The organism is Microbacterium sp., from assembly GCF_026393345.1.
Taxonomy (GTDB): Bacteria; Actinomycetota; Actinomycetes; order Actinomycetales; family Microbacteriaceae; genus Microbacterium.
On record NZ_JAPLAI010000012.1, the window covers coordinates 1 to 23,913 of the forward strand.

Below are 23,913 nucleotides of genomic sequence, written 5' to 3' on the forward strand. Positions count from 1 at the left end.
GCCGACTACACGACCCTGTTCCAGAAGTTCGGCATCACTGCCGAGGCCGTCGTCCAGGCGGCGCGGGAAACCATCGAGGAGAACGCATGAGCACCCCCACCGAAGACCTCTCCGCCGCGGGCGTCAGCATCTGGCTGGACGACCTGTCGCGGGAGCGCATCAGCACGGGGAACCTGCAGGCGCTGATCGCCGACCGCAACGTGGTCGGCGTCACCACCAACCCGCCGATCTTCGCCGGTGCCCTCGCCAAGGGCGAGTCCTACGCGGAGCAGGTCTCCGCGCTCGTCGCCGACGGCGCCGATGTCGACCGGGCGATCTTCGAGATCACCACGGACGACGTGCAGGCCGCATCCGACATCTTCCGTCCCGTCTTCGACGAGACGAACGGTGTCGACGGCCGCGTGTCGATCGAGGTCTCCCCCGACCTCGCGCACGACACCGCGGCGACCATCGCCGAGGCCAAGAAGCTGTGGGCCAAGGTCGATCGCCCGAACGCGCTGATCAAGATCCCCGCGACCAGGGCGGGCCTGCCCGCCATCACGGAGGTCATCGGCGCCGGGATCAGCGTGAACGTGACGCTGATCTTCTCGCTCGAGCGTTACGCCGCCGTCATCGACGCGTACCTCGCCGGCGTGGAGAAGGCCCGCGACGCCGGCATCGACGTCTCGACGCTGCAGTCGGTCGCGTCGTTCTTCGTGTCCCGCGTGGACACCGAGGTCGACAAGCGGCTGAAGGCGATCGGCACGGACGAGGCCACCTCGCTCCTCTCGAAGGCCGGTATCGCCAACGCGCGTCTGGCCTACGAGCTGTATGAGAGCGCCTTCAGCACCGACCGCGCGAAGGCCCTCCTCGAGGGCGGCGCGAACGTGCAGCGTCCGCTCTGGGCCTCCACCGGCGTCAAGGACCCGGCGCTGCCGGACACCCTGTACGTCACCGAGCTCGTCGCCCCCGGCACCGTCAACACGATGCCGGAGAAGACGCTCGAGGCGACCTTCGACCACGGGGTGATCACTGGCGACACCGTCACCGGCAACTACGCCGACGCGCACGACGTGTTCGCGCGTCTCGCCGCCGTCGGTGTCGACTTCACCGACGTCACTCAGGTGCTCGAGGACGAGGGCGTCGAGAAGTTCATCGTCTCCTGGCACGAGCTGCAGGCGACGGTGCAGGCCGCCCTGGAGCAGGCTCGATGAGTTTCGACATCCGCCTGCGCGGCCACGTTTCCGACGTGGCCGCGCAGGCACTGCCGGAGCTCGTCGACAGCCTCGTCGCCTCCGGTATCACGGCGCAGGACCCCGCACTGTGGGGCCCGGCCGCCGAGGCCGACGCCGCCGTGCGGCTCGGCTGGGTTGACGCCGTCTCGGTGTCCCGCCCGCTGGTCGCCGAGATCGAGACCCTCCGCGACGTGCTGCGCAGCAACGGGATCACGCGCATCGTGCTGGCCGGCATGGGCGGCTCCTCGCTCGCGCCCGAGGTCATCGCCCGCACCGCGGGTGTGCCGCTGGTCGTGCTCGACTCGACCGCACCCGGCCAGGTGCTGGCCGCCCTCGACGGGGATGCCGAAGCCGGCGGCCTCGCGCAGACCGCCCTCGTCGTCTCCTCCAAGAGCGGCTCCACGGTGGAGACCGACTCCGCCAAACGCGCCTTCGAGGCCGCCTTCCGCGACCTCGGCATCGACCCGACCGAGCGCATCATCGTGGTGACGGATCCGGGCTCTCCGCTCGAGATCGCCGCGCGCGCGGATGGGTACACCGTCTTCACCGCCGACCCCACCGTCGGCGGCCGCTACTCCGCACTCACCGCCTTCGGGCTCGTGCCCGCAGGTCTTGCCGGCGTCGACATCGGGGAACTCCTCGACGAAGCCGAGGCAACCCTCCTCGAGGTCGCCATCGACGATCCGCGGAACCCCGCCCTCGTCCTCGCCGCCGCCATCGCCGGCGGCGCTCCGCGTGCCGACAAGCTCGGTCTCATCAGCGACGGCGACTATCTGCAGGGTCTGCCCGACTGGATCGAGCAGCTCGTCGCCGAATCCACCGGTAAGGACGGCACCGGCATCCTGCCCGTGGTGATGCTCCCCGTCTCTCCCGAACTCGACTCCCGCCCCGCAGACCTCCGGATCGTGCGCATCGTCGACGACGTGAACCACGACCACCTGTTCGAGCACCATCACGGTGAGGTGCTCGTCTCCGGTTCCCTCGGGGCGCAGTTCGTGGTGTGGGAGTACGCCACCGCGATCATCGGCCGGATGCTGGGGATCAACCCGTTCGATCAGCCCGATGTGGAGTCGGCCAAGGACGCCACTCGTCGCCTGCTGGACGCGCGGCCGGAGCCGACGTCTCCCGCCTTCACGGCGGAGGGTGTCGAGGTGCGGTCCACGGATCCGGCTCTGGCCGCATCCGGCACCCTCGCCGGTGTCCTCGACGACCTGTGGAAGCTCGTCCCGTCCGATGGGTACGTCGCGATCCAGGCCTACGTCAACCGCCTCGACCTCGCGCAGCTCTCGGGCCTTCGGGAGCTCGTCGCCGCAGACTCCGGCCGACCCACCACCTTCGGGTGGGGACCGCGCTTCCTGCACTCCACCGGGCAGTTCCACAAGGGCGGTCCCGCCACCGGCGTGTTCGTGCAGATCCTGGAAGGAACGGACGTGGATGTCGAGATCCCCGGCCGCCCGTTCACCTTCGGCGAGCTGATCGCGGCGCAGGCCGCGGGAGACGCCAGCGTGCTCGCCGCGCACGGCCGCCCCGTGGTGACGATCACCCTCACCGATCCGCAGCCCGACGTGTTCGCGCTGTTCGAAGCCGCTCAGTAGGAGAACCACCGAATGACCGCGGAGATCTCGCGCACGCACAACCCGCTGCGCGACCCGGACGACCACCGTCTCAACCGGATCGCCGGGCCCAGCGCCCTGGTGATCTTCGGGGTGACCGGTGACCTGGCACGCAAGAAGCTCATGCCGGCCGTCTACGACCTGGCCAACCGGGGCCTGCTGCCCCCGGGTTTCGGACTCGTCGGCTTCGCCCGGCGCGACTGGGAGGACGAGGATTTCGCGCAGGTCGTGTACGAGGCGGTGAAGCAGTACGCCCGCACCGAGTTCCGCGAGGAGACCTGGCAGCAGCTGCTGCAGGGCATCCGGTTCGTGCAGGGCGAGTTCGACGACCCGGACGCGTTCCGGCGGCTGCGGGAGACCGTCGACCGCCTCGACGTGGAACGCGGCACGATGGGCAACCACGCCTTCTACCTGTCGGTGCCGCCGAAGGCGTTCCCGATCGTCGCGAAGCAGCTGAAGGACTCCGGGCTGGTGGACGACAAGACCGTGGGCGTGGATCCGTGGCGCCGCGTGGTGATCGAGAAGCCGTTCGGGCACGACCTGGAGTCGGCGCGTGAACTCAACGATGCGCTCGAGATCGCCTTCCCTGCCGACTCGATCTTCCGCATCGACCACTATCTCGGCAAGGAGACGGTGCAGAACATCCTGGCGCTGCGCTTCGCCAACGAGCTGTACGAGCCGATCTGGAACAGCAACTACGTCGACCACGTGCAGATCACGATGGCCGAGGACATCGGCGTGGGCGGTCGGGCCGGGTACTACGACGGCATCGGCGCGGCGCGCGATGTCATCCAGAACCACCTGCTGCAGCTCCTGGCGCTGACCGCCATGGAGGAGCCCATCTCGTTCGATGCCACGCAGTTGCGGGCGGAGAAGGAGAAGGTGCTTGCCGCGGTCACGCTGCCGGAGGATCTCGCACACGCCACTGCCCGCGGCCAGTACGCGGGCGGCTGGCAGGGCGGCGAGAAGGTCACCGCGTTCCTCGACGAGGACGGCATGGACCCGCACTCCACCACCGAGACCTACGCCGCGGTGAAGCTCGAGATCAACACCCGCCGCTGGGCCGGAGTGCCGTTCTACCTCCGCACCGGCAAGCGTCTCGGCCGCCGCGTGACCGAGATCGCCGTCGTCTTCAAGCGTGCGCCCGAGCACCTGTTCAGCCGCAGCCAGACCTCCGGTCTCGGACACAACGCGCTGGTCATCCGGGTGCAGCCCGACGAGGGGGTCACCATCCGGTTCGGCTCGAAGGTCCCCGGCGCCGGCACCCAGGTGCGCGATGTCACGATGGACTTCGGCTACGGGCACGCCTTCACCGAGGCGAGCCCGGAGGCATACGAGCGCCTCATCCTCGACGTCCTGCTCGGCGACCCGCCACTGTTCCCCCGTCATGAAGAGGTGGAGCTCAGCTGGAAGATCCTCGACCCGGTGGAGAAGTACTGGGCGGCCCAGGGCGGCCCGCTGGAGCAGTACTCCCCCGGCTCGTGGGGTCCCGCATCCGCCGACGAACTCTTGTCCCGTGATGGTCGAACCTGGAGACGCCCATGATCATCGACCTGCCCGACACCAACGTCAGCAAGCTCACCAAGGCGCTCGTCAGCGTCCGGGAGGAGGGCGGCGCCGTCGCCCTCGGCCGGGTGCTGACGCTCATCATCATCAGCCATCACGGCGTAGACGAAGAGGCCATCGAGGCCGCGAACGACGCCTCCCGGGAGCACCCCATGCGCGTCATCGTGCTGATGGAGAAGGACCCGGATGCGGAGCCGCGCCTGGACGCGCAGATCCGTGTCGGTGGGGACGCCGGGGCGAGCGAGGTCGTGCTGCTGCATGCCTACGGCCCGGCCGGCTCCAACTCGGAGAGCCTGGTCACCGGCTTGCTCCTCCCCGATGCGCCCGTCGTCGCCTGGTGGCCGGCCGACACGCCGCCGGTCCCGTCGAAGTCCGCCATCGGCCGGATCGCGGCACGCCGCATCACGGATGCCGGGACGCAGGCCGACCCGCACGCCTGGGTCGCGCGACTCGGTTCGAAGTACGCCCCCGGCGACACCGACCTCGCCTGGACCCGGCTCACCCGGTGGCGGGAGCAGCTGGCAGCGGTGCTCGACCAGCCGCCGTACCAGACGGTCCTCGGCGCCGAGGTGCTCGGCGGGGCCGACTCCCCCTCGACGCCGCTCCTCGCCGCCTGGCTGCGCCTGCAGCTCGACGTCCCGGTCACCTGGCGCTATCTGGACGCGGCGGAGTGGGCCAGCGGTATCAAGTCGGTGCGCCTGAACCGCGAGGGCGGCGACATCCTGCTCGAGCGTCCGGTACCCGGCGTGGCCGTGCTCACGCAGCCCGACCAGCCCTCCCACGAGCTCTCGTTCCCGCGACGCTCGCTCCGCGAGTGCCTGGCTGAGGAGCTCCGTCGTCTCGACGCGGACCTCCTGTATGGTCGGGTGATCACCGAGGGCTCCACGCTGTTGGAAGAGACCGGGGCGTAGGAGGATCATGGCCGAGATCACCGCAGCCAAGCGCGTCGTCGTCCGACGTGACGCCGACGACCTCGCCGCCGCGGTTGGGGCGCGACTGCTGAGCCGGGTGATCAAGCGCACCACGGTGGGCAAGCTCGCCCACGTGTCGCTGACGGGCGGATCAATGGGTGGCCGGGTGCTGGCTGCCGCCGCCGCCCACCCCCGGTTCGGCGAAGTGGACTGGTCACTCGTGCACTTCTGGTGGAGCGACGAACGATTCGTGCCGCGCGGTGACCCAGACCGCAACGACGTCGCGGCCTTTGCCGCGCTGTTCGATGTGGCGGGCGTGCCCGCTGAGAACATCCACACCATGGCGGGCAGCGACGACGGGCTCGACCTGGATGCGGCCGCCGAGGCGTACGCGACCGAGCTCGCCCGGTTCGCTGATCCGGCCGTGGGCGCATGGCCCTCGTTCGACGTCTGCTTCCTCGGGGTCGGGCCCGACGCGCACATTGCGTCGCTGTTCCCGGATCGCCCGGAGATCCAGGTGACCGACCGTGCCACGCTGCCGGTCCGCGACTCCCCCAAGCCGCCGCCGGATCGGATCACGATGACCCGGCCCGTCATCAACTCCTCGAAGCGGGTCTGGCTGGTGCTCGCCGGTGCCGACAAGGCCTCGGCACTGGGCCTCGCCCTCGCCGGCGCGAGCTATCAGAGCGTGCCGGCCGCCGGCGCGAAGGGGCGCAAACGCACCGTGTTCTTCGTCGATGAGGCGGCCGCGGCGAAGGTCCCGCCGGAGCTCATCGACGCCGAGTACTGACCCGCCCCTAGGGACGCGGAAACGGAAAAGGGAGCGGATGCCGAGGCATCCGCTCCCTTTTCGCTGTCTTAGACCCCGCGACGGTCGCGCAGCTTCTGCAGCGCCTCGTCGAGCAGCTGGACGGCCTCGTCGTCGGTGCGACGTTCCTTCACATAGGCGAGGTGGGTCTTGTACGGCTCGGTCCGCGCCAGCGCGGGCGGGTTCTCCTTGTCGCGTCCGGCGGGAAGGCCGGAGTGCGGCGAGTCGATCGTGTCGGGGATCTCGTCGTCCGTGATGCCCGCGGCGAAGTAGCGGACGGTTTCGTTGCCGAGCGCGTCCCAGTACGACACGGCGACACGATCGGCATGGAAGCCGTGGTCCTGTTCGCCCATCGGACCGGCACCGACGCGGGTGCCGCGGATCGCATTTCCTCCGGTTGCCATGATTACACCAGTCCCGAGAACTTCGTGATGAGGCCGAGGGCCACGATCGATACGAACCAGACGAGCGCCAGCACCACGGTGAAGCGGTTGAGGTTGCGCTCCGCGAGCCCGGACGAACCGAGCGACGAGCTCATGCCGCCACCGAACATGTCGGAGAGGCCGCCCCCGCGGCCCCGGTGCAGCAGGATCAGCAGGGTCAACAGCAGGCTCGTGATGCCGAGGAGCACCTGGAGCACGAACTCGAGGATCTGCACTGTCGTGGCTACCTTTCACGGCGACCCGACGGATCGCACGAAGAACAACTATACCGGGGCCATTACCCGCCCAGACAGCGACGCGGCGTCAGACGCCGACGTGCTTCTGATAACGGATGATCGCCGCGAACTCGTCCGCGACGAGGCTCGCGCCGCCGACGAGCGCGCCGTCGACGTCGGGCTCGCGCATGAAGCCCGCGATGTTGGACGACTTCACCGAGCCGCCGTAGAGGATGCGGGTCCGCGCGGCGGCGTCCTCGCCCACGACCTCGGCGACGACCGTGCGAAGCGTCGCACACACGTCCTGCGCCTGCTCGGGGGTGGCCGCCTGGCCGGAGCCGATCGCCCAGACCGGCTCGTAGGCCACGACGATGTCCGCATCAGCGGGCACACCGGCCAGGGCGATGCGCAGCTGACCGACGGGAACGGCGCTGGCACCGAACTCCTCCAGGTCTGCGGCGGTCTCGCCGACGCACACCACCGGCACAAGCCCGTGGGTGAGCGCGGCCTGCACCTTGGCGGCGACGACCTCGTCGGTCTCGTTGTGATATTCACGACGCTCGGAGTGCCCGATGATCACGTAACGGCAGTCGAGCTTGGCGAGGAACGCACCCGACACCTCGCCGGTGTATGCACCGGAGGTGTGGGCGGACAGATCCTGCGCGCCGAGGGCGAACGGGATCTTGTCGGCGTCGATGAGCGTCTGCACCGTACGGAGGTCCGTGAACGGCGGGAAAATGGCGACCTCGACCGACCCGTCCTCGTGCTTGGCGTCCTTGAGCGTCCAGTGCAGCTTCTGCACCAGGGCGAGAGCCTGGAGGTGGTCCAGATTCATCTTCCAGTTGCCCGCGGTGAGGGGGGTGCGTGTCACAGCGACCATCCGAGGACCTCCAGTCCGGGAAGCTTCTTGCCCTCGAGGAACTCGAGGCTGGCGCCACCGCCGGTGGAGATGTGCCCGAACTGCTCGTCGCGGAACCCGAGCTGCCGCACGGCCGCGGCGGAGTCACCGCCGCCCACGACGGACAGCCCGTCGACCTCGGTGAGCGCCTGCGCGACGGCCTTGGTACCGGCGGCGAAGGCGGGCATCTCGAACACGCCCATGGGACCGTTCCAGAAGACCGTCTTGCTCGAGCGGATGACCTCGGCGAACAGCTCCGCGGTGCGAGGACCGATGTCGAGACCCATGCCGGAGGCCCCGAACGGCGTCTCCTCGAGGGTGGTCGCATCGGCGACGACATGGTCAGCGTCGGCGGAGAAGGACGCGGCCATGACGGCGTCGACCGGCAGCACGATGGTCACACCGCGCTCCTTGGCCTCCCGGAGGTATCCGGTGACGGTGTCGAGCTGGTCCTTTTCGAGCAGGCTCGCGCCCACCTTGTAGCCCTGGGCCGCGAGGAAGGTGAAGAGCATCCCGCCACCGACGAGGATCGTGTCCACGCGCGGCAGCAGGTGCGCGATGACCCCGAGCTTGTCACTGACCTTCGAGCCGCCGAGCACGACCGCATACGGACGCTCGGGGTTCTCGGTGAGACGGTCCAGCACGTCGAGCTCGGTCGCGATGAGCGACCCGGCCGCGGACGGCAGGATCTCGGCCAGCTCGTAGACGCTCGCCTGCTTGCGGTGCACGACACCGAAGCCGTCGGAGACGAGCACGTCGCCGAGCTCGGCCAGTTGCTCGGCGAAGGCACGGCGCTCGTCCGCATCCTTCGACGTCTCACCCGGGTTGAACCGCAGGTTCTCGATGACCGCGACGTCGCCGTCCTGCAGGGCGGCGACCGCCTCGTGCGCGGATTCGCCGACGGTGTCACGCGCGAACGCGACCGGCTTGGCCAGCAGCTCCGAGAGTCGCTGCGCGACCGGGGCGAGGCTGTAGGCCGGGTTCGGTGCCCCATCGGGCCGCCCGAGGTGCGAGCAGATGATGAGGCGGGCGCCCTGAGCGATCAGGGCGTTGAGGGTCGGAAGCGTCGCCCGGACGCGACCATCGTCCGTGATGACCTGGTCCTTGAGAGGGACATTCAGGTCAGCACGGACGATGACGCGCTTACCGGCGAGCGAACCCAGCGATTCGAGGGTGCGCAGAGCCATGATCGGCTTAGAGGCGCTCGGCGACGTACTCGGTCAGGTCGACGAGACGGTTGGAGTAACCCCACTCGTTGTCGTACCAGGACGAGACCTTGACGAGGTTGCCGCTGACGTTGGTCAGGCCGGCGTCGAAGATCGACGAGTGCGGGTTGAGCTGGATGTCGCTCGAGACGATCTGGTCCTCGGTGTACTCCAGGATGCCCTGCAGACGACCCTCGGCAGCCGCGGCCTGGTAAGCGGCGTTGACCTGCTCGATGGTCAGGCCCTCAGTGGGGGTGATGATCGTCAGGTCGACGATGGAGCCGGTGGGCACCGGCACGCGGTACGACGAACCGCTCAGCTTGCCCTTGAGTTCGGGCAGCACCAGGCCGATGGCCTTGGCCGCACCGGTCGAGGCGGGGACGATGTTGATAGCGGCGGCGCGGGCACGACGCAGATCGCTGTGCGGGCCGTCCTGCAGGTTCTGGTCGGCCGTGTAGGCGTGAGCGGTCATCATGAAGCCGCGCTCGATACCGAACGCCTTCTCGAAGACCTGCGCCAGCGGGGCGAGGCAGTTCGTGGTGCACGACGCGTTCGAGATGATCACGTCGGTCTCGGGGTTGTACGTCTCCTCGTTGACGCCCATGACGATCGTCGCGTCGTCACCGGTGGCGGGAGCGGAGATGAGCACCTTCTTGGCGCCGCCCGCGATGTGCTTCTTGGCGTCCTCGGCCTTGGTGAAGCGGCCGGTCGACTCGATGACGATGTCTACGCCCAGCTCACCCCAGGGGAGGTTCGCGGGGTCGCGCTCGGCGAGCACCTTGATGCTCTTGCCGCCGACGGTGATGGAGTCGCCGTCGTACGAGACGTCCTCCGACAGCGGACCGCCGACGGAGTCGTACTTGAGCAGGTGTGCGAGGGTCTTGTTGTCGGTGAGGTCGTTCACCGCCACGATTTCCAGGTCAGCTCCCTGGGCAAGAGCTGCGCGCAGGTAGTTGCGCCCGATCCGGCCGAAGCCGTTGATGCCGATCTTGACAGACACGGTGTCTCCCGTTTTCTCGTCGTACCGCAGCTCGCTCGGTGGGGTCACGGCACGCAGTTTTAGAAGGAAAAGTGGGATGCCGGAGCCCCCGCGAATGGCGAGGGCTCCCAGGCATCCTCACCTGATTAGGACCCTACCAGCAGACCCGTCGTCTTCTCGCGGGCCGTGGCGAAGCGCGTCTGCACGTTCTCCCAGTTCGCGATGTTCCAGAACGCCTTGACGTAGTCGGCGCGGACGTTCTTGTAGTCGAGGTAGTAGGCGTGCTCCCAGACGTCGAGCAGGAGGAGCGGAACGGTGCCCGCGGCGATCTGCGACTGCTGGTCGAACATCTGCTGAACGATCAGGTTCTCCCCGATCGAGTCCCAGAACAGGCCGGCCCAGCCGGAGCCCTGCACGCCGAGGGCGGCGGCGGTGAAGTGCGCCTGGAACTTGTCGAACGAGCCGAACTGGTCGGTGATCGCGGACTCGAGGTCGCCGGTGGGCTTGTCGCCGCCGTTCGGGGACAGGTTCGTCCAGAAGATCGAGTGGTTGGTGTGACCGCCGAGGTTGAACGAGAGATCCTTCTCGAGCTTGTTCACGTATGCGAGGTTGCCGGAGTCGCGGGCCTCGGCCAGCTGCTCGAGGGCGGTGTTCGCACCGGTGACGTAGGCCTGGTGATGCTTCGAGTGGTGCAGCTCCATGATGGTCGCGCTGATGCTGGGCTCGAGAGCCGCATAGTCGTAACCGAGCTCGGGCAACGTGTACTTCGCCATGTCCTCTTCTTCCTGTCGGCGCCGCGCCGGATACCCCGGATACGGCGAGGGTGACGTGATCATCCTAGTGATCGGCAACAGGCGCCGACGGGGGTTGATTCCCCGCGCGGATTCAGTCCTCAGCGCCCACGGGAACGGCGGACTCGGTGCCGGGGATGCCGTCCACCTCCGCCTTCTTGTCGGCCATGGCGAGCAGGCGCCGGATGCGGCCGGCCACCGCATCCTTTGTCAGCGGCGGGTCGGCATGGTGACCGAGCTCGTCGAGGCTCGCATCGCGGTGCGCGAGCCGCAGCTCGCCCGCCTCCCGCAGGTGGTCCGGCACGGTGTCGCCGAGGATCTCGAGCGCACGCTCGACCCGGGCGCACGCGGCAACCGCGGCCTGCGCGGAACGGCGGAGGTTCGCGTCGTCGAAGTTCACCAGGCGGTTGACCCCGGCGCGCACCTCGCGGCGCTGACGCAGCTGATCCCACTCCTCGGAGGCGCGGCGGGCGCCCATCTCGAACAGGGTGGCGCGGATGGCTTCGCCCTCACGGACGACGACGCGGGGCACCCCGCGCACCTCCCGGGCCTTCGCGGCGATCCCGATGCGGTGCGCAGCCCCCACGAGGGCCATGGCAGCCTCTCCGGTGGGGCAGGCGATCTCGAGGGCCGCGGAGCGTCCGGGCTCCGTCAGCGAGCCGCTGGCGAGGAACGCGCCGCGCCAGACGGCGGCGAGATCGGGGCGGGCGCCGGTGGTCAGGCGGTTCGGCAGGCCCCGCACCGGACGACGCCGCTGGTCGAGCAGTCCGGTCTGACGGGCGAGGGTCTCTCCCCCGTCGATGACGCGGACCGCGACGTGGCTGCCGGTGCGGCCGCCGGAGCCCTGCACGTGGGCGAGTTCGGGACGGACGCCATAGAGCTCGACGAGCTCACGGCCGACTCGGCGGGCCAGCTGCTCGGAGTCCACTTCGGCCTCGACGGCCACCCGGCCGGCGATGTTGTGCAGCCCGCCGGCGAAACGGAGGATGGCCGTCAATTCCGCGATCCGGGCAGTGGGCCGGGGGTCGCGGACCGTGATCAATTCGGCCTTCACATCGGCGGTCAACGGCACGGTACTCCTCGGTTCAGGGGACGGGAACGACGTTCCAGCCTACTCTCGACCGAGGTCGCGATGAGTGACACTGATGGCGACGCCGGGCGTGCCGGCCAGTCGTGCGGCGAGTTCCCGGGCCATCACGACGGATCGATGTTTGCCGCCGGTGCACCCGACGGCGACGATGGAATGGCGCTTGTTCTCGCGCTGGTAGCCCTCCAGCACCGGGACCAGCGCGGCCGAGTACGCGTCGAGGAACTCGGTCGCACCGGGCTGTGCGAGCACGAACTCGCGTACCGCCTCGTCCTCACCGGTGAGGGAGCGCAGTTCTTCGGTCCAGAACGGGTTGGGCAGGAATCGCATGTCGGCGACGAGGTCCGCATCCGGCGGCAGCCCGTACTTGAACCCGAAGCTCATGATCGTGAGCGTGTGGTTCGCGGCGCCTTCGGCGGCGAACAGCTCCGCGATGCGGGTGGTGAGGTCGTGGAGAGCACGATCGCCGCATCGAACGCCTATCTCCTCGTCCGCGACGAGGTGGTCGGCGCGATGAGCGAGCGGGAACGACGGCTCACCTACGGTCGTCTGCTCGGTCGATCGCGCAGGGGGTGCGGTCGACGCACCGCCTCGAAACGGCGCACCAGCACGTCATCGCTGGCGTCAAGGAACAGCACCCGCACGGCGCGGCGGTCGCGCAGCGACCGGGTCACCTCCGGGAGCCGGGAGAAGAGCTCCCGTCCGCGGACGTCGACGACCGCGGCGACCCGCGGCACGGCGCCCTGGGCGAGCTCGGAGAGCTCCAGCAGCGGGCGCAGCATCTGCGGTGGCAGGTTGTCGACCACGTACCAGTCAAGGTCTTCCAGCGCGTTTGCGACCGTCGAGCGGCCGGCACCGGACATGCCGGTGACGATGAGCACCTCGCTCGCGCTCTGCGTGTCCGCGTCCGTCATCTCCACCCCGATCGGTCCCACCCTACCGATCCGTCAGGTGCGCGTGCACCGACTGGGCGAGCTTCGGTCCGATACCGGGTAGTTCCGCGATCTGCTCCGGGGTGGCCTGACGGAGCGCTGCGACGGATCCGAAGTGGCGCAGCAGCGCCTTGATCCGCGCATCGCCGAGGCCTGGGATCTCGCTCAGCACCGTCGAGATGTCGCGCTTTCGACGTTTGCGCTGATGCGTGATCGCGAACCGGTGCGCCTCGTCGCGCAGCCGCTGCACCAGGTACAGCGCCTCGGAGGTGCGCGGCAGGATGACGGGGTACTCCTCCCCCGGCAGCCAGATTTCCTCCAGCCGCTTCGCGATACCGCAAAGCGCGATCTCGGTGTGGCCGGTGTCGGCCAGCGCCCGTGCCGCCGCTTCGACCTGCGGCTGGCCGCCGTCGACCACGAGCAGCTGCGGCGGGTAGGCGAACCGCGGGCGCTTGCGTGGCACGACAACCTCCTCGCCCGCGACCGGGTCGACCGGCTCGGGCTCGTTCTCCTCCGGCCGGTCGAGGTGCGCGAGGCGTCGCGTCAGCACCTGGTGGATCGAGTCGGTGTCGTCAGTGGTCTCGGCGATCGAGAACGAGCGGTACTGATCCTTGCGCGGGAGGCCGTCCTCGAACACCACCATGGACGCCACCACGTTGGTGCCCGACAGGTGCGACACGTCGTAGCACTCGATGCGCAGCGGCGCCTCGGCGAGCCCCAGCGCCTCCTGCAGATCGGTGAGCGCCTGCGTCCGGGCGACGTAGTCGCTCGTCCGCCGGGTCTTGTGAAGCATGAGCGCCTGCTGGGCGTTCATGGTCGCCGTCTTCATCAGCTCGGCCTTTCGACCGCGCTGTGCCACTTGCACCGTGACGTTCTTGCCGCGCTTGTCGCGCAGCCACTGCTCGAGCTCTGCCGCGTCATCGGGCAGATGCGGCACCAGCACCTGCTTCGGGATATCGGAGGCCGTGGCGCCGCCGTAGGTGCGCTGCAGGACCTGGTCCACGAGCTCCGGGCCGGAGATGTCGATCTCCTTGTCGACCGTCGTCGCCCGGACGCCCCGCACCCGCCCGCCGCGGACGATGAAATGCTGCACCGCGGCGGACAGTTCGTCCTCGGCGATCCCGAAGAGGTCGGCGTCCGTGTCGTCCGCGAGCACCAGTGCGCTCCGGCCGAGCACGGCCTCGGTGGCCTTCAGCTTGTCGCGGTACGACGCGGCCGCCTCGTATTCCATCGCGGCCGCCGCGTCCTGCATCCGCCGGGTGAGTTCACGGGTGAACCGCTGGTCGTTCCCGGAGAGGAACGCCACGAAGTCGTCGACGATCGCCCGGTGCTCCTCGATCGAGACTTTCATCGAGCAGGGGCCGCCGCAGCGGCCGATCTGCCCGGGGAAGCACGGGCGCCCGGTGGCCATCGCCTTCTTGTACGACGCATCCGAGCAGGTGCGGATGGGGAAGACCTTGATCATCAGGTCGATGGTGTCGTGCACCGCCCAGATCTTCGGGTACGGGCCGAAGTACTTCGCCCCGGGGATGCGCCGGTTGCGCGTCACGAGCACACGCGGCGCCTCGTCGCCGAGGGTCACCGCCAGGTACGGGTACGACTTGTCGTCCTTGTAGCGGACGTTGAAGGGAGGCGTGAACTCCTGGATCCACATGTACTCGAGCTGCAGCGCCTCGACGTCGCTGCCCACCACGGTCCACTCGACGGAGGCGGCGGTCGTCACCATCCTCCGGGTGCGCTCGTGCAGGGTGTGCAGCGGCGCGAAGTAGTTCGAGAGCCGGGCGCGGAGGTTCTTCGCCTTCCCCACGTACAGGATGCGGCCGTCCGCGTCGCGGAACCGGTACACGCCGGGGGTCGTCGGGATCTCGCCCTGTTTCGGCCGGTATGGCAGGACCGAGGGCATCCTCAGCCGGCCTTGCGCCGCTCGCCGAGGTCGAGCACCTCCGCGAGGAACGTTCCGGTGTGGCTGCCCTCCGTGCGCGCCACGGTCTCCGGGGTCCCGGAGGCAATGATCGTGCCGCCGCCGGAGCCACCTTCGGGGCCCATGTCGATGACCCAGTCCGCCGACTTGATGACGTCGAGGTTGTGCTCGATCACGATGACCGTGTTGCCCTTGTCGACCAGGCTGTTCAGCACTTCCAGCAGCCGTCGCACGTCCTCGAAGTGCAGGCCCGTGGTGGGCTCGTCGAGCACGTAGATGCTGCGACCGTTGGAACGGCGCTGCAGTTCGGTGGCGAGCTTCACGCGCTGTGCCTCGCCGCCGGAGAGGGTGGTCGCCGACTGCCCGAGCCGGACGTAGCCGAGGCCCACGTCGACGAGGGTGCGCAGGTACCGGTGGATCGCCTGGATCGGCTCGAAGAAGTCGGCCGCCTCCGCGATCGGCATCTCCAGCACCTCCGCGATGTTCTTGCCCTTGTAGTGCACGGCAAGGGTGTCGCGGTTGTACCGCTTGCCGTGGCACACCTCGCAGTCGACGTACACGTCCGGCAGGAAGTTCATCTCGATCTTGATGGTGCCGTCGCCCGAGCACGCCTCGCAGCGTCCGCCCTTGACGTTGAAGCTGAAGCGTCCGCCCTGGTACCCGCGAGCCTTGGCCTCGGGGGTCTCGGCGAAGAGGGTACGGATGCGGTCGAACACGCCGGTGTAGGTGGCGGGGTTCGAGCGCGGGGTGCGGCCGATCGGCGCCTGGTCGACATGCACGACCTTGTCGAGGTTGTCGAGACCGGTGACCCGGGTGTGCTTGCCCGGCACGCGACGCGCTCCGTTGAGGCGCTGTGCGAGCACCTCGTACAGGATGCCGTTGACCAGCGTCGACTTGCCGGAGCCGCTCACGCCGGTCACGGCCGTCATCACGCCGAGCGGGAAGTGCGCGGTGACGTTCTGCAGGTTGTTCTCGCGCGCGCCGACGACGGCGATCTGCCGCTTCTTGTCGATCGAACGGCGCTTCGCCGGGACCTCGATGCTGCGGCGGCCGGAGAGGTAGGCCGCGGTGAGCGACTCCTCCTCCTCGAGCAGCTGCGCGTAGGGACCGGAGTGCACGACGCGGCCGCCCTCGATGCCGGCGCGGGGGCCGATGTCGACGATCCAGTCGGCGGCCTGGATGGTCTCCTCGTCGTGCTCGACGACGAGGAGCGTGTTGCCGAGGTTCTTCAGCGCCTGCAGTGTCTCGATGAGGCGCCGGTTGTCGCGCTGGTGCAGTCCGATCGCCGGCTCGTCGAGAACGTACAGCACGCCGGTGAGGCCGGAGCCGATCTGGGTGGCCAGGCGGATGCGCTGCGCCTCACCGCCGGAGAGGGATCCCGCGGCCCGCGACAGGCTGAGGTAGTTCAGCCCCACCTGCAGCAGGAAGTCGAGCCGGACGCGGATCTCCCGCAGCACGGCTGCGGCGATCTTCGCCTCCCGGTCGGTGAGACGCAGGTCGGCGAAGTAGCGCTGCGCGTCGGCGAGGCTGAGACGCGACGCATCCGCAATCGAATGCCCGTGCACGAGCACCGCGAGCACCTCGGGCTTCAGCCGGTCGCCGTCTCCGCCTCGGTGTACTGCCGTTCGATGTAGGGCACGACGCCCTCGAACCCGGAGGTGTAACGCATCTCACGGCCGTAGCGGTTCTTCCACTTGACCGAGACCTTGAAGTTGTCGCCGTAGAGGACCGCATCCTTGGCGTCCTGGGAGAGCTTCTTCCACGGCGTGTCGAGCGAGAACCCGAGGTCGTCGGAGAGCCCCTCGAGCAGCCGTTCGTAGTACTGGAACAGCCCCTTTCCCTGCGTGGTCCACGGGATGAGGACGCCCTTGCGGATGGAGAGGTCCTCGTCGCCGAGCATGAGATCGACGTCGACCGACATGCGCGTGCCGAGACCCGAGCAGGTGGGACATGCCCCGAACGGGGCGTTGAAGGAGAACGTCCGCGGCTCGATCTCGGTCAGCTGCAGCGGGTGCCCGTTCGGGCAGGCGAGCTTCTCGCTGAAGTTCTGCCATGCATCGTCGCCCTCTTCGTCGACGAAGTTGACCTGCATGACCCCGCCCGCCAGCCCCAGTGCCGTCTCGACCGAGTCGGTGACCCGGGAGAGGATATCGGGGCTCGCGACCAGGCGGTCGACGACGACCGCGATGTCGTGCTTGTAGCTCTTCTTCAGTGTCGGCGGTTCCGCCAGCTGCACCAGATCACCGTCGACGACCGCGCGGGCGTAGCCCTTGGCACTGAGCTCCTTGAAGAGGTCGACGAACTCACCCTTCTTCTGGGTGACCACGGGCGCGACGATCTGGTAGCGGGTGCGCTCGGGCAGTTCCATCAGCTGGTCGGCGATCTGCTGCACGGTCTGCCGCTGGATCACCTCGCCGCACTCGGGGCAGTGCGGCACGCCGATGCGCGCCCAGAGCAGACGCATGTAGTCGTGGATCTCGGTGATGGTGCCCACCGTGGAGCGCGGGTTGCGGTTGGTCGACTTCTGATCGATCGACACCGCGGGGCTCAGCCCCTCGATGAAATCGACGTCGGGCCGGTCGACCTGACCGAGGAACTGCCGGGCGTACGAGCTCAGCGATTCGACATAGCGCCGCTGCCCCTCGGCGAAGATCGTGTCGAACGCAAGACTCGACTTCCCCGACCCCGACAGTCCCGTGAACACGACCATCGAATCCCGCGGGATGTCGATGTCGACGTTCTGCAGATTGTGGACCCGGGCGCCACGAACGCTCAGGGTTCCCGCGGAGTGGGCGAGTTCGGACACGGGAAGAATGGGCACCCGACAAGTCTAGGCAGCCCCTCCGACATCGGGCTCCGGCTTCGCTCGCGGCGGACGGACGTGCTCCCGCGTCAGCGCCGTCCGGCGAAGGGCGCGAGCCCGTCGCGAAGCGCCGTCAGCTGGGCGACATCCATGCCGACTCTGGCCATGATCTGCGTCGGCACGTCGAGGGCCTGCGTGCGAAGCGCCGTGCCCTCGTCGGTGAGCGCGATCTCCAGCACCCGCTCATCCCCCGGTCGGCGGCCGCGGGTGACCCGGCCCTGTGCCTCGAGGCGCTTGATCAGCGGTGACAGGGTGGCAGGTTCCATCGCGAGTTCCGCGGCGAGCTCCCCCAGTGATCGGGGCGAGCGCTCCCACAGCGCGAGCATCACGAGGTACTGCGGGTGGGTGAGACCGAGCGGCTCGAGCACGGGCCGGTAGATCGACACCACGTTCCGCGCCGCGGTGACCAGCGCGAAGCACACCTGGTTCTCCAGGTGCAGGGGATCCTCCGACATGCGCCCTCCTCTCGGAATTAGTTAGTACACTAATGATCATGGCACGAAAAGACGACGCAGAAGCCCCTCGCCCACTGCGTCAGCGTGTGCGCGAGGCAGGCGGCTGGTACGCCTGGTTCAACAGCAACCTCATCCGCGTGGCGGGTCCGGCATCCGTCGGTCCCTACGAGACCACGCCGGAGCCGAGTCGAACCGAGCGCCCCTGCCCGCTGTGCGGTCGGCCGATGTCGGAGCACACCTTCGACCGCACGGGTCCGAAGCCGCTCATGCACTGCCCGTGACCGTCGGTCAGCCCAGCACGACCCGCCCGTCGTCGTCGAGCGGCCAGCCCGGGTTGACGGCGATCTCCCACGGGTGCCCGTCGGGATCGATGAAGACACCGGAGTAGCCGCCCCACTCGGTGGCAGCGCCCGGACGACCGAGCCGGGCGCCTGCTGCAACGGCCGCCTCCAGCACGGCGTCAACCTCCGCGGTCGTCCGCACATTGTGGGCGAGGGTGACCCCACCCCACCCGCCGGCATCGACCACGGCCGAATCCGCGGAGAGCTTGTCACGACCCCACAACCCGACGACCATCCCGCCGACCTCGAAGAACGCCACCTCCCCCGGCACAGACGACGGATGCGGCCGCCACCCAAGCGCGCGGTAGAAAGCGATCGCCCGGTCGAGGTCGGTGACTCCGAGGGTCACCAGGCTCAGCCGCTGCTCCATCAGGACTCCTATGCGTGGCCGGCGCGCTCCATGGCGCGCAGTTCCTTCTTGAGGTCCTGCACCTCGTCGCGCAGGCGCGCGGCCAGCTCGAACTTGAGCTCTGCGGCCGCGGCGAGCATCTGATCGGACAGATCGGCGATCGTGTCCTCGAGCTGCTGCGCCCCCTCAGCGGCGATGCCCTCCCGCCGCAGGTTCGGCGTGGGCGCCTTCCCCTTTCGCGCCCCGCCCCTCGCGTCGCGGGCGAGAAGCGCCTTGGTATCGGCACCTTCCCGGATGAGGGCGTCGGTGATGTCGGCGATCTTCTTCCGCAACGGCTGCGGGTCGATGCCGTGCTCCAGGTTGTAGGCCACCTGCTTCTCCCGCCGGCGATCCGTCTCGTCGATCGCGGTGCGCATCGAGTCGGTGATGCGGTCGGCGTACATGTGCACCTGACCCGAGACGTTCCGGGCCGCACGGCCGATCGTCTGGATGAGCGAGGTGCCGCTGCGCAGGAACCCCTCCTTGTCGGCATCGAGGATCGACACCAGGGAGACCTCGGGCAGGTCGAGGCCCTCGCGGAGCAGGTTGATGCCCACCAGCACGTCGTAGACGCCGGCGCGCAGCTCGCTGAGCAGCTCCACCCGCCGCAGTGTGTCGACGTCGGAGTGAAGGTAGCGCACGCGTACCCCGTGCTCGGCGAGGAAGTCGGTGAGCTCCTCCGACATCTTCTTGGTCAAGGTGGTGACGAGCACCCGCTCGTCCCGCTCCACGCGCACGCGGATCTCTTCCAGCAGGTCGTCGATCTGCCCCTTCGAGGGCTTCACCACGATCTCCGGATCGATGAGGCCGGTGGGGCGGATGATCTGCTCCACGACGCCGTCGGCGATGCCCATCTCGTAGCGCCCCGGGGTGGCGGACAGGTACACGGTCTGGCCAACGCGGTTCTTGAACTCGTCCCAGCGCAGCGGCCGGTTGTCCATCGCGGACGGCAACCGGAAGCCGTGCTCGACGAGCGTCCGCTTCCGCGACGCGTCGCCCTCGTACATCGCGCCGATCTGCGGCACGGTGACATGCGACTCGTCGATGACCAGCAGGAAGTCGTCCGGGAAGAAGTCGAGCAGCGTGTGCGGCGGCTCTCCCGGCATCCTGCCGTCGAGGTGGCGGGAGTAGTTCTCGATTCCGGAGCAGAAACCGAGCTGCTGCAGCATCTCGAGGTCGAACGTCGTACGCATGCGCAGCCGCTGGGCTTCGAGGAGCTTGCCTTGCGACTCGAATTCCTTCAGGCGTTCCTCGAGCTCGTGCTCGATGGTGCCGATCGCGCGCTGCACGACGTCCGTGCCGGCGACGTAGTGCGAGGCCGGGAAGATCGGGATGGATTCGAGCTTCTGGATGACATCGCCGGTGAGCGGATGCAGCATGTACAGCGCTTCGATCTCGTCGCCGAACAGCTCGATGCGGATCGCGAACTCTTCGTAGACCGGGATGATCTCGATGGTGTCACCACGCACGCGGAAGTTGCCACGGGAGAAGTCGACGTCGTTGCGGTTGTACTGCATCGCGATGAACTGGCGGATGAGCGCGTCACGGTCGTACCGCTCCCCCACCTGCAGCGCCACCATCGCCCGCAGGTACTCCTCCGGCGCGCCGAGGCCGTAGATGCAGGACACCGTGGAGACCACGACGACGTCACGGCGGCTGAGCAACGAGTTGGTGGTCGAGTGACGGAGCCGCTCCACCTCGGCGTTGATCGACGAGTCTTTCTCGATGAACGTGTCCGTCTGCGGGACGTACGCCTCGGGCTGGTAGTAGTCGTAGTACGACACGAAATACTCGACGGCGTTGTTCGGCATGAGGTCGCGGAACTCGTTTGCGAGCTGCGCGGCGAGTGTCTTGTTGTGTGCCATCACGAGGGTCGGTCGCTGCACCTGCTCGATCAGCCAGGCCGTGGTGGCGGACTTGCCGGTACCGGTGGCGCCGAGCAGCACGACGTCGGTCTCGCCCGCGTTGATGCGGGCCGCGAGTTCGGCGATGGCCTGCGGCTGGTCGCCGCTGGGCATGTACTCGCTGATGACCTCGAAGGGACGGACGGATCGGGTGGTCTGCACCATTCCAGCGTAGGCGTGGCCGGGGACACGGGGGCGGGGTTGCGGTCAGCCGCGCAGCCGCTCCCACAGCGCGTCCACCTGCGCGAGGGTGTCCGCCATCGTCCCGGTGGTGTCGATGACCTCGTCGGCGACCGCCAGCCGCTCCTCGTCCGACACCTGGGAAGCGATCCGTCCCGCCGCCTCCGCGGGGCTGAGTCCGCGCAGTGCGACCAGGCGTTCGGCGCGAACAGCGGCCGGCGCGTGTGCGACGACGATCCGGTCCCACGGGTCGGCGGTGCGCGCCTCCACGAGCAGCGGCACGTCGTAGACGACCACCGCGGTCGGGTCCGCCCGGAACGCCGCATCGAACCGTCGCTGGGATTCCGCCTTCACCGCCGGGTGCACGATCGCATTCAGGCGCGCGAGCGCGGCGGGGTCGTGGAACACGACGGATCCGAGGGCGGCGCGATCGAGCGCGCCGTCCGGGTGCAGCACGGCATCACCGAACGCGGCGGCGATGGCGGCGGTGACGGGAGTCCCCGGCTCCTGCACCTCGCGGACGATCCGGTCGGCGTCGACGATCACGGCACCGCGCTCGGCGAGACGCTGCGCGACGGTGGACTTCCCCGCGGCGATGCCGCCGGTGAGCGCGATGAGAGGCATGCGGCTATTCTTCCCGCTGCCGGAACAGGTCCGCAGGGCCGCCGAAGACGACGGTCGATTCCGGGTGGACGGCGGCGCTCTCCGCGGCGAGCCGTGCCTGCCGCACGAGTACCTCGGGGTCGTAGCCGACGGTCTCGCTCAGCGCGATCCCCACCCCGACGGCGGGAATCACGGCACCGGTGATGGCGCCGAGAGTGTCGAACAGTCCTCGGTAGATCGCGGCGGCCTGGCGACGGGCATCGGCTGCGGTCGTGGCAATGGTGACGACCAGGAGTCCGCCATCCGCGTCCTCCCCCACGAACGAGTTGGCCGGCGCGAACCGGCGCACGCCCTGCCGGCAGGCGGCCTCCACTTCGGCGGCGACCTCACTGCCGAAGGCGCCGGAGATCTGCCGGAGATCGTCGATGCGCACCGCGATCACGCCGACGAGTTCGTTGCGCCAGCTCGCCCGTTCGGCGACGTCGCGGAGGGCGGCGACGAAGGTCGGGGCGCGCACCACCCCGTCGCTCGCGACGCCGCTCTGTGACAGCCACGGCGAGGTGCGCAGCGACGAGCGCGAGGCACGCAGCACCGAGGTGACCACCACCGCGACGATAGTGAGGACGACGGTCAGGATGCTGGTGGCATTGGTGCTGAAGTAGGTGGCGAACACCGCGGAGTCCGGCCCCGCGAGGACGAAGGCGGTGACGCGGGCGACGTAGAAGAGCGCTTCGACGGCGAAGACCGCCGCGAGCGGCCACGCGCTGCGGATGCGGCCGAGCGGCCAGCGCAGCGTCTCGATGCAGGCGAGCGTGGAGAAGACGATCAGCGCGAGGCCCATCGGCAGCCAGCCGGCCCAGTCGCCGCCGTCAGGACCCTGCGCCGCGGCGCTGGCCGCGACGATCGCACCGACAAGGACCACCACACCGCTCGACAGGCGCAACGGCCGCTGGTTGAACCGGCGGGAGCCGAGCCACATGCAGCCGGCGGTGGCGACGAACAACCCGTTGCCGATCGATATGGCGACGGCGCCCCCCATCCCCGCCGCCCACATCATGTAGGCGACGGTCGTGGCCATCCCGGTGAGGAATGCGATGGACCACACCCGGCCTGCACCCTCGTCGCGGCGCAGCAGGGTCTCGATGATGAACGCCGCACCCGCCACATTGCAGACGATCGCGGTCATGAGCGACGCGGTGAACAGATCTATGGTCATGATCCCTCCGCGGCGCTGGACGTGGCGGGGACCCGCACGATGAACGTGGAGCCGACCCCTTCGGCGCTTCGCAGGGTGATGTCTCCGTTGTGGGCGCGCACGATGTCGCGGCTGATCGACAGCCCGAGGCCCGTCCCGTCCACGCCCGTGCGCGCACGGAAGAACCGTTCGAACAGGCGCTCCTGGTCGCTCTCGGAGATGCCCATGCCGGTGTCGCGGACGAGCACCCAGGTCGACGTGCCGTCGGTGGTGGTGCCGAGGATGACCTCTCCGCCGTCCCGGTTGTACTTCACCGCGTTGCTGATGAGGTTGTCGATCACCTGCCGCATGCGCAGCGGGTCGACGTACGCAGAGGCGGTTTCCACGCCGGCGGTGGAGATGCTGATGGCGCGTTCGGCCGCCATGGCGCCGGCGGCCTCCGCCGCGGCGCGGACGATGACGGCGAGGTCGACGTCTTCGGGCGAGATGGTCATGTCGACGGACAGCCGGGATGAACTGGAGGCGGCGAGGATGTCGGCCACGATCTCGAGCAGGCGTTCGGCGTTCTTCGCGGCGACCTCGAGGTCCTTCTGCGCGTCCGCGGGGCGATCGAGGTGGTCCATGGCGAGGTCGATGTAGCCGAGCACCGAGGTGAGCGGCGTCCGCAGCTCATGCGACACCGACGCCACCAGGCGGTCCCTGGCCTTCAACGCGGTCATCTCGGCGGTGACGTCCCGCGCGACCAGGACGCTGCCGGCGTCCATCCCCCGCTCGTCGCGGAGCCGCCTCGCCGTCATGCTCAGCGCGCGACGGTCGGCATCGGGTCTGCCGTACCAGAGGATGAGGTTGTCGAACACCTCGCCGCGGAGGGCGCGCAGCAGCGGTCGCTCCTCCGTCGGAACCGGAGTCGCTCCGTCGGCACGGAAGACGTCGCCGTCGTGTGGATCATCGCCAGCGAGGCCGGGGATGCGGCGCTGCAAGCGTCCCTGCGCCTCGTTGACGACGGTGACCGACCCGTCGTCGCCGATGCGGACGACACCGAAGTCCACGGCATCCAGTACCTCGGTCATGACCTGCTCGTGCCGCTGGGCTCCGCCGAGCGCGGTGCGCAGGAGCGCCGCCTGGCGATCCAGCAGCATCTGCTGAGCGACGAATCTCCGTGTGCTCACGAAGCTCGTCGCGGTGATCGCGAGGATGACGATCGGCAGCACGAACGTGGAGTAGCTCCAGAGCTGCCCGGGCGTCAACGCGACGAGCACCCAGTACGTCGTCGTGATGAGAACGAGTTGCAGCACGAAGCCGATGAGGCCGAGGGTGGCGAGCCACATCGCCGGGAAGGCCCACAGCAGCCCGAGCCCGCCGGCGGGCTCGGGCTGCTGTGGGCCTTCCCGGCGATGTGGC

The 23,913-nt window shown here is 69.0% G+C and carries 20 protein-coding genes and 2 pseudogenes; 6 read left to right on the forward strand and 16 right to left on the reverse strand.

The window, feature by feature from the left end:
* The first annotated feature begins 86 nt into the window (after window positions 1–86).
* Genes tal through pgl form a run of 5 tightly spaced genes read left to right on the forward strand, consistent with a single transcriptional unit; the run spans window position 87 to window position 6,094 of the window.
* Window positions 87–1,193 (forward strand): transaldolase, encoded by a 1,107-nt coding sequence (gene tal, locus NT132_RS01670; protein ID WP_297783835.1) that lies wholly within the window; start codon window positions 87–89, stop codon window positions 1,191–1,193.
* Window positions 1,190–2,809: a glucose-6-phosphate isomerase gene (locus NT132_RS01675; RefSeq protein WP_297783837.1), complete on the forward strand. Its 1,620-nt coding sequence runs from the start codon at window positions 1,190–1,192 to the stop codon at window positions 2,807–2,809. Before tal ends, NT132_RS01675 begins: the two co-directional genes overlap by 4 nt.
* 12 nt (window positions 2,810–2,821) lie before the next feature.
* Window positions 2,822–4,372, forward strand: coding sequence for a glucose-6-phosphate dehydrogenase (gene zwf / locus NT132_RS01680; protein ID WP_297783839.1), 1,551 nt, complete (start codon window positions 2,822–2,824; stop codon window positions 4,370–4,372).
* Window positions 4,369–5,304: a glucose-6-phosphate dehydrogenase assembly protein OpcA gene (locus NT132_RS01685; RefSeq protein ID WP_297783842.1), complete on the forward strand. Its 936-nt coding sequence runs from the start codon at window positions 4,369–4,371 to the stop codon at window positions 5,302–5,304. The genes zwf and NT132_RS01685 overlap by 4 nt, the downstream gene beginning before the upstream one ends.
* Window positions 5,305–5,311: 7 nt before the next feature.
* Entirely contained in the window at window positions 5,312–6,094 is a 783-nt protein-coding gene (pgl, locus tag NT132_RS01690) for a 6-phosphogluconolactonase (RefSeq protein ID WP_297783844.1), read from the forward strand.
* A gap of 68 nt (window positions 6,095–6,162) precedes the next feature.
* Here pgl and NT132_RS01695 read toward each other — a convergent pair whose 3' ends face one another.
* From NT132_RS01695 to NT132_RS01745, 11 genes and pseudogenes are all read right to left on the reverse strand, one after another.
* Window positions 6,163–6,516: an RNA polymerase-binding protein RbpA gene (locus tag NT132_RS01695; RefSeq protein ID WP_297783846.1), complete on the reverse strand. Its 354-nt coding sequence runs from the start codon at window positions 6,514–6,516 to the stop codon at window positions 6,163–6,165.
* A gap of 2 nt (window positions 6,517–6,518) precedes the next feature.
* Entirely contained in the window at window positions 6,519–6,770 is a 252-nt protein-coding gene (gene secG, locus NT132_RS01700) for a preprotein translocase subunit SecG (RefSeq protein WP_297783849.1), read from the reverse strand.
* Window positions 6,771–6,858: 88 nt separating this feature from the next.
* Window positions 6,859–7,650 (reverse strand): triose-phosphate isomerase, encoded by a 792-nt coding sequence (tpiA, locus tag NT132_RS01705; protein WP_297783853.1) that lies wholly within the window; start codon window positions 7,648–7,650, stop codon window positions 6,859–6,861.
* Complete coding sequence (locus NT132_RS01710) at window positions 7,638–8,855, reverse strand: phosphoglycerate kinase (protein WP_297783856.1); 1,218 nt, start codon at window positions 8,853–8,855, stop codon at window positions 7,638–7,640. Before NT132_RS01710 ends, tpiA begins: the two co-directional genes overlap by 13 nt.
* A gap of 7 nt (window positions 8,856–8,862) precedes the next feature.
* Complete coding sequence (gene gap, locus NT132_RS01715) at window positions 8,863–9,873, reverse strand: type I glyceraldehyde-3-phosphate dehydrogenase (protein WP_297783859.1); 1,011 nt, start codon at window positions 9,871–9,873, stop codon at window positions 8,863–8,865.
* A gap of 125 nt (window positions 9,874–9,998) precedes the next feature.
* On the reverse strand, window positions 9,999–10,625 hold the full coding sequence (locus NT132_RS01720; RefSeq protein ID WP_297783862.1) for a superoxide dismutase: 627 nt from the start codon (window positions 10,623–10,625) through the stop codon (window positions 9,999–10,001).
* Window positions 10,626–10,737: 112 nt separating this feature from the next.
* A complete protein-coding gene (gene whiA / locus NT132_RS01725) occupies window positions 10,738–11,715 on the reverse strand; it encodes a DNA-binding protein WhiA (RefSeq protein ID WP_297783865.1) in 978 nt (325 codons plus the stop codon).
* Window positions 11,716–11,754: 39 nt separating this feature from the next.
* Window positions 11,755–12,644, reverse strand: a pseudogene (gene rapZ, locus NT132_RS01730) (RNase adapter RapZ).
* Window positions 12,645–12,666: 22 nt separating this feature from the next.
* Window positions 12,667–14,565, reverse strand: coding sequence for an excinuclease ABC subunit UvrC (gene uvrC, locus NT132_RS01735; protein WP_297783868.1), 1,899 nt, complete (start codon window positions 14,563–14,565; stop codon window positions 12,667–12,669).
* A 2-nt stretch (window positions 14,566–14,567) separates the two neighbouring features.
* Window positions 14,568–17,404, reverse strand: a pseudogene (gene uvrA, locus NT132_RS01740) (excinuclease ABC subunit UvrA).
* 71 nt (window positions 17,405–17,475) lie between these two features.
* Window positions 17,476–17,901, reverse strand: a complete 426-nt coding sequence (locus NT132_RS01745; protein WP_297783871.1) for a MarR family transcriptional regulator — start codon at window positions 17,899–17,901, stop codon at window positions 17,476–17,478.
* A gap of 38 nt (window positions 17,902–17,939) precedes the next feature.
* On the opposite strand from NT132_RS01745, the gene NT132_RS01750 reads away from it, so the two are divergent.
* Window positions 17,940–18,182 (forward strand): hypothetical protein, encoded by a 243-nt coding sequence (locus NT132_RS01750; protein WP_297783874.1) that lies wholly within the window; start codon window positions 17,940–17,942, stop codon window positions 18,180–18,182.
* A gap of 7 nt (window positions 18,183–18,189) precedes the next feature.
* Here NT132_RS01750 and NT132_RS01755 read toward each other — a convergent pair whose 3' ends face one another.
* From NT132_RS01755 to NT132_RS01775, 5 genes are all read right to left on the reverse strand, one after another.
* Window positions 18,190–18,612: a VOC family protein gene (locus NT132_RS01755; protein WP_297783877.1), complete on the reverse strand. Its 423-nt coding sequence runs from the start codon at window positions 18,610–18,612 to the stop codon at window positions 18,190–18,192.
* An 8-nt stretch (window positions 18,613–18,620) separates the two neighbouring features.
* Complete coding sequence (gene uvrB, locus NT132_RS01760) at window positions 18,621–20,696, reverse strand: excinuclease ABC subunit UvrB (protein ID WP_297783888.1); 2,076 nt, start codon at window positions 20,694–20,696, stop codon at window positions 18,621–18,623.
* Between the two features lie 45 nt (window positions 20,697–20,741).
* Window positions 20,742–21,338 (reverse strand): dephospho-CoA kinase, encoded by a 597-nt coding sequence (gene coaE, locus NT132_RS01765; protein ID WP_297783880.1) that lies wholly within the window; start codon window positions 21,336–21,338, stop codon window positions 20,742–20,744.
* Window positions 21,339–21,342: 4 nt separating this feature from the next.
* On the reverse strand, window positions 21,343–22,533 hold the full coding sequence (locus NT132_RS01770; protein WP_297783883.1) for a hypothetical protein: 1,191 nt from the start codon (window positions 22,531–22,533) through the stop codon (window positions 21,343–21,345).
* A partial coding sequence (locus NT132_RS01775; RefSeq protein ID WP_297783886.1) for a cell wall metabolism sensor histidine kinase WalK occupies window positions 22,530–23,913 on the reverse strand: 1,384 nt, incomplete at its 5' end. The genes NT132_RS01775 and NT132_RS01770, both read right to left, overlap by 4 nt.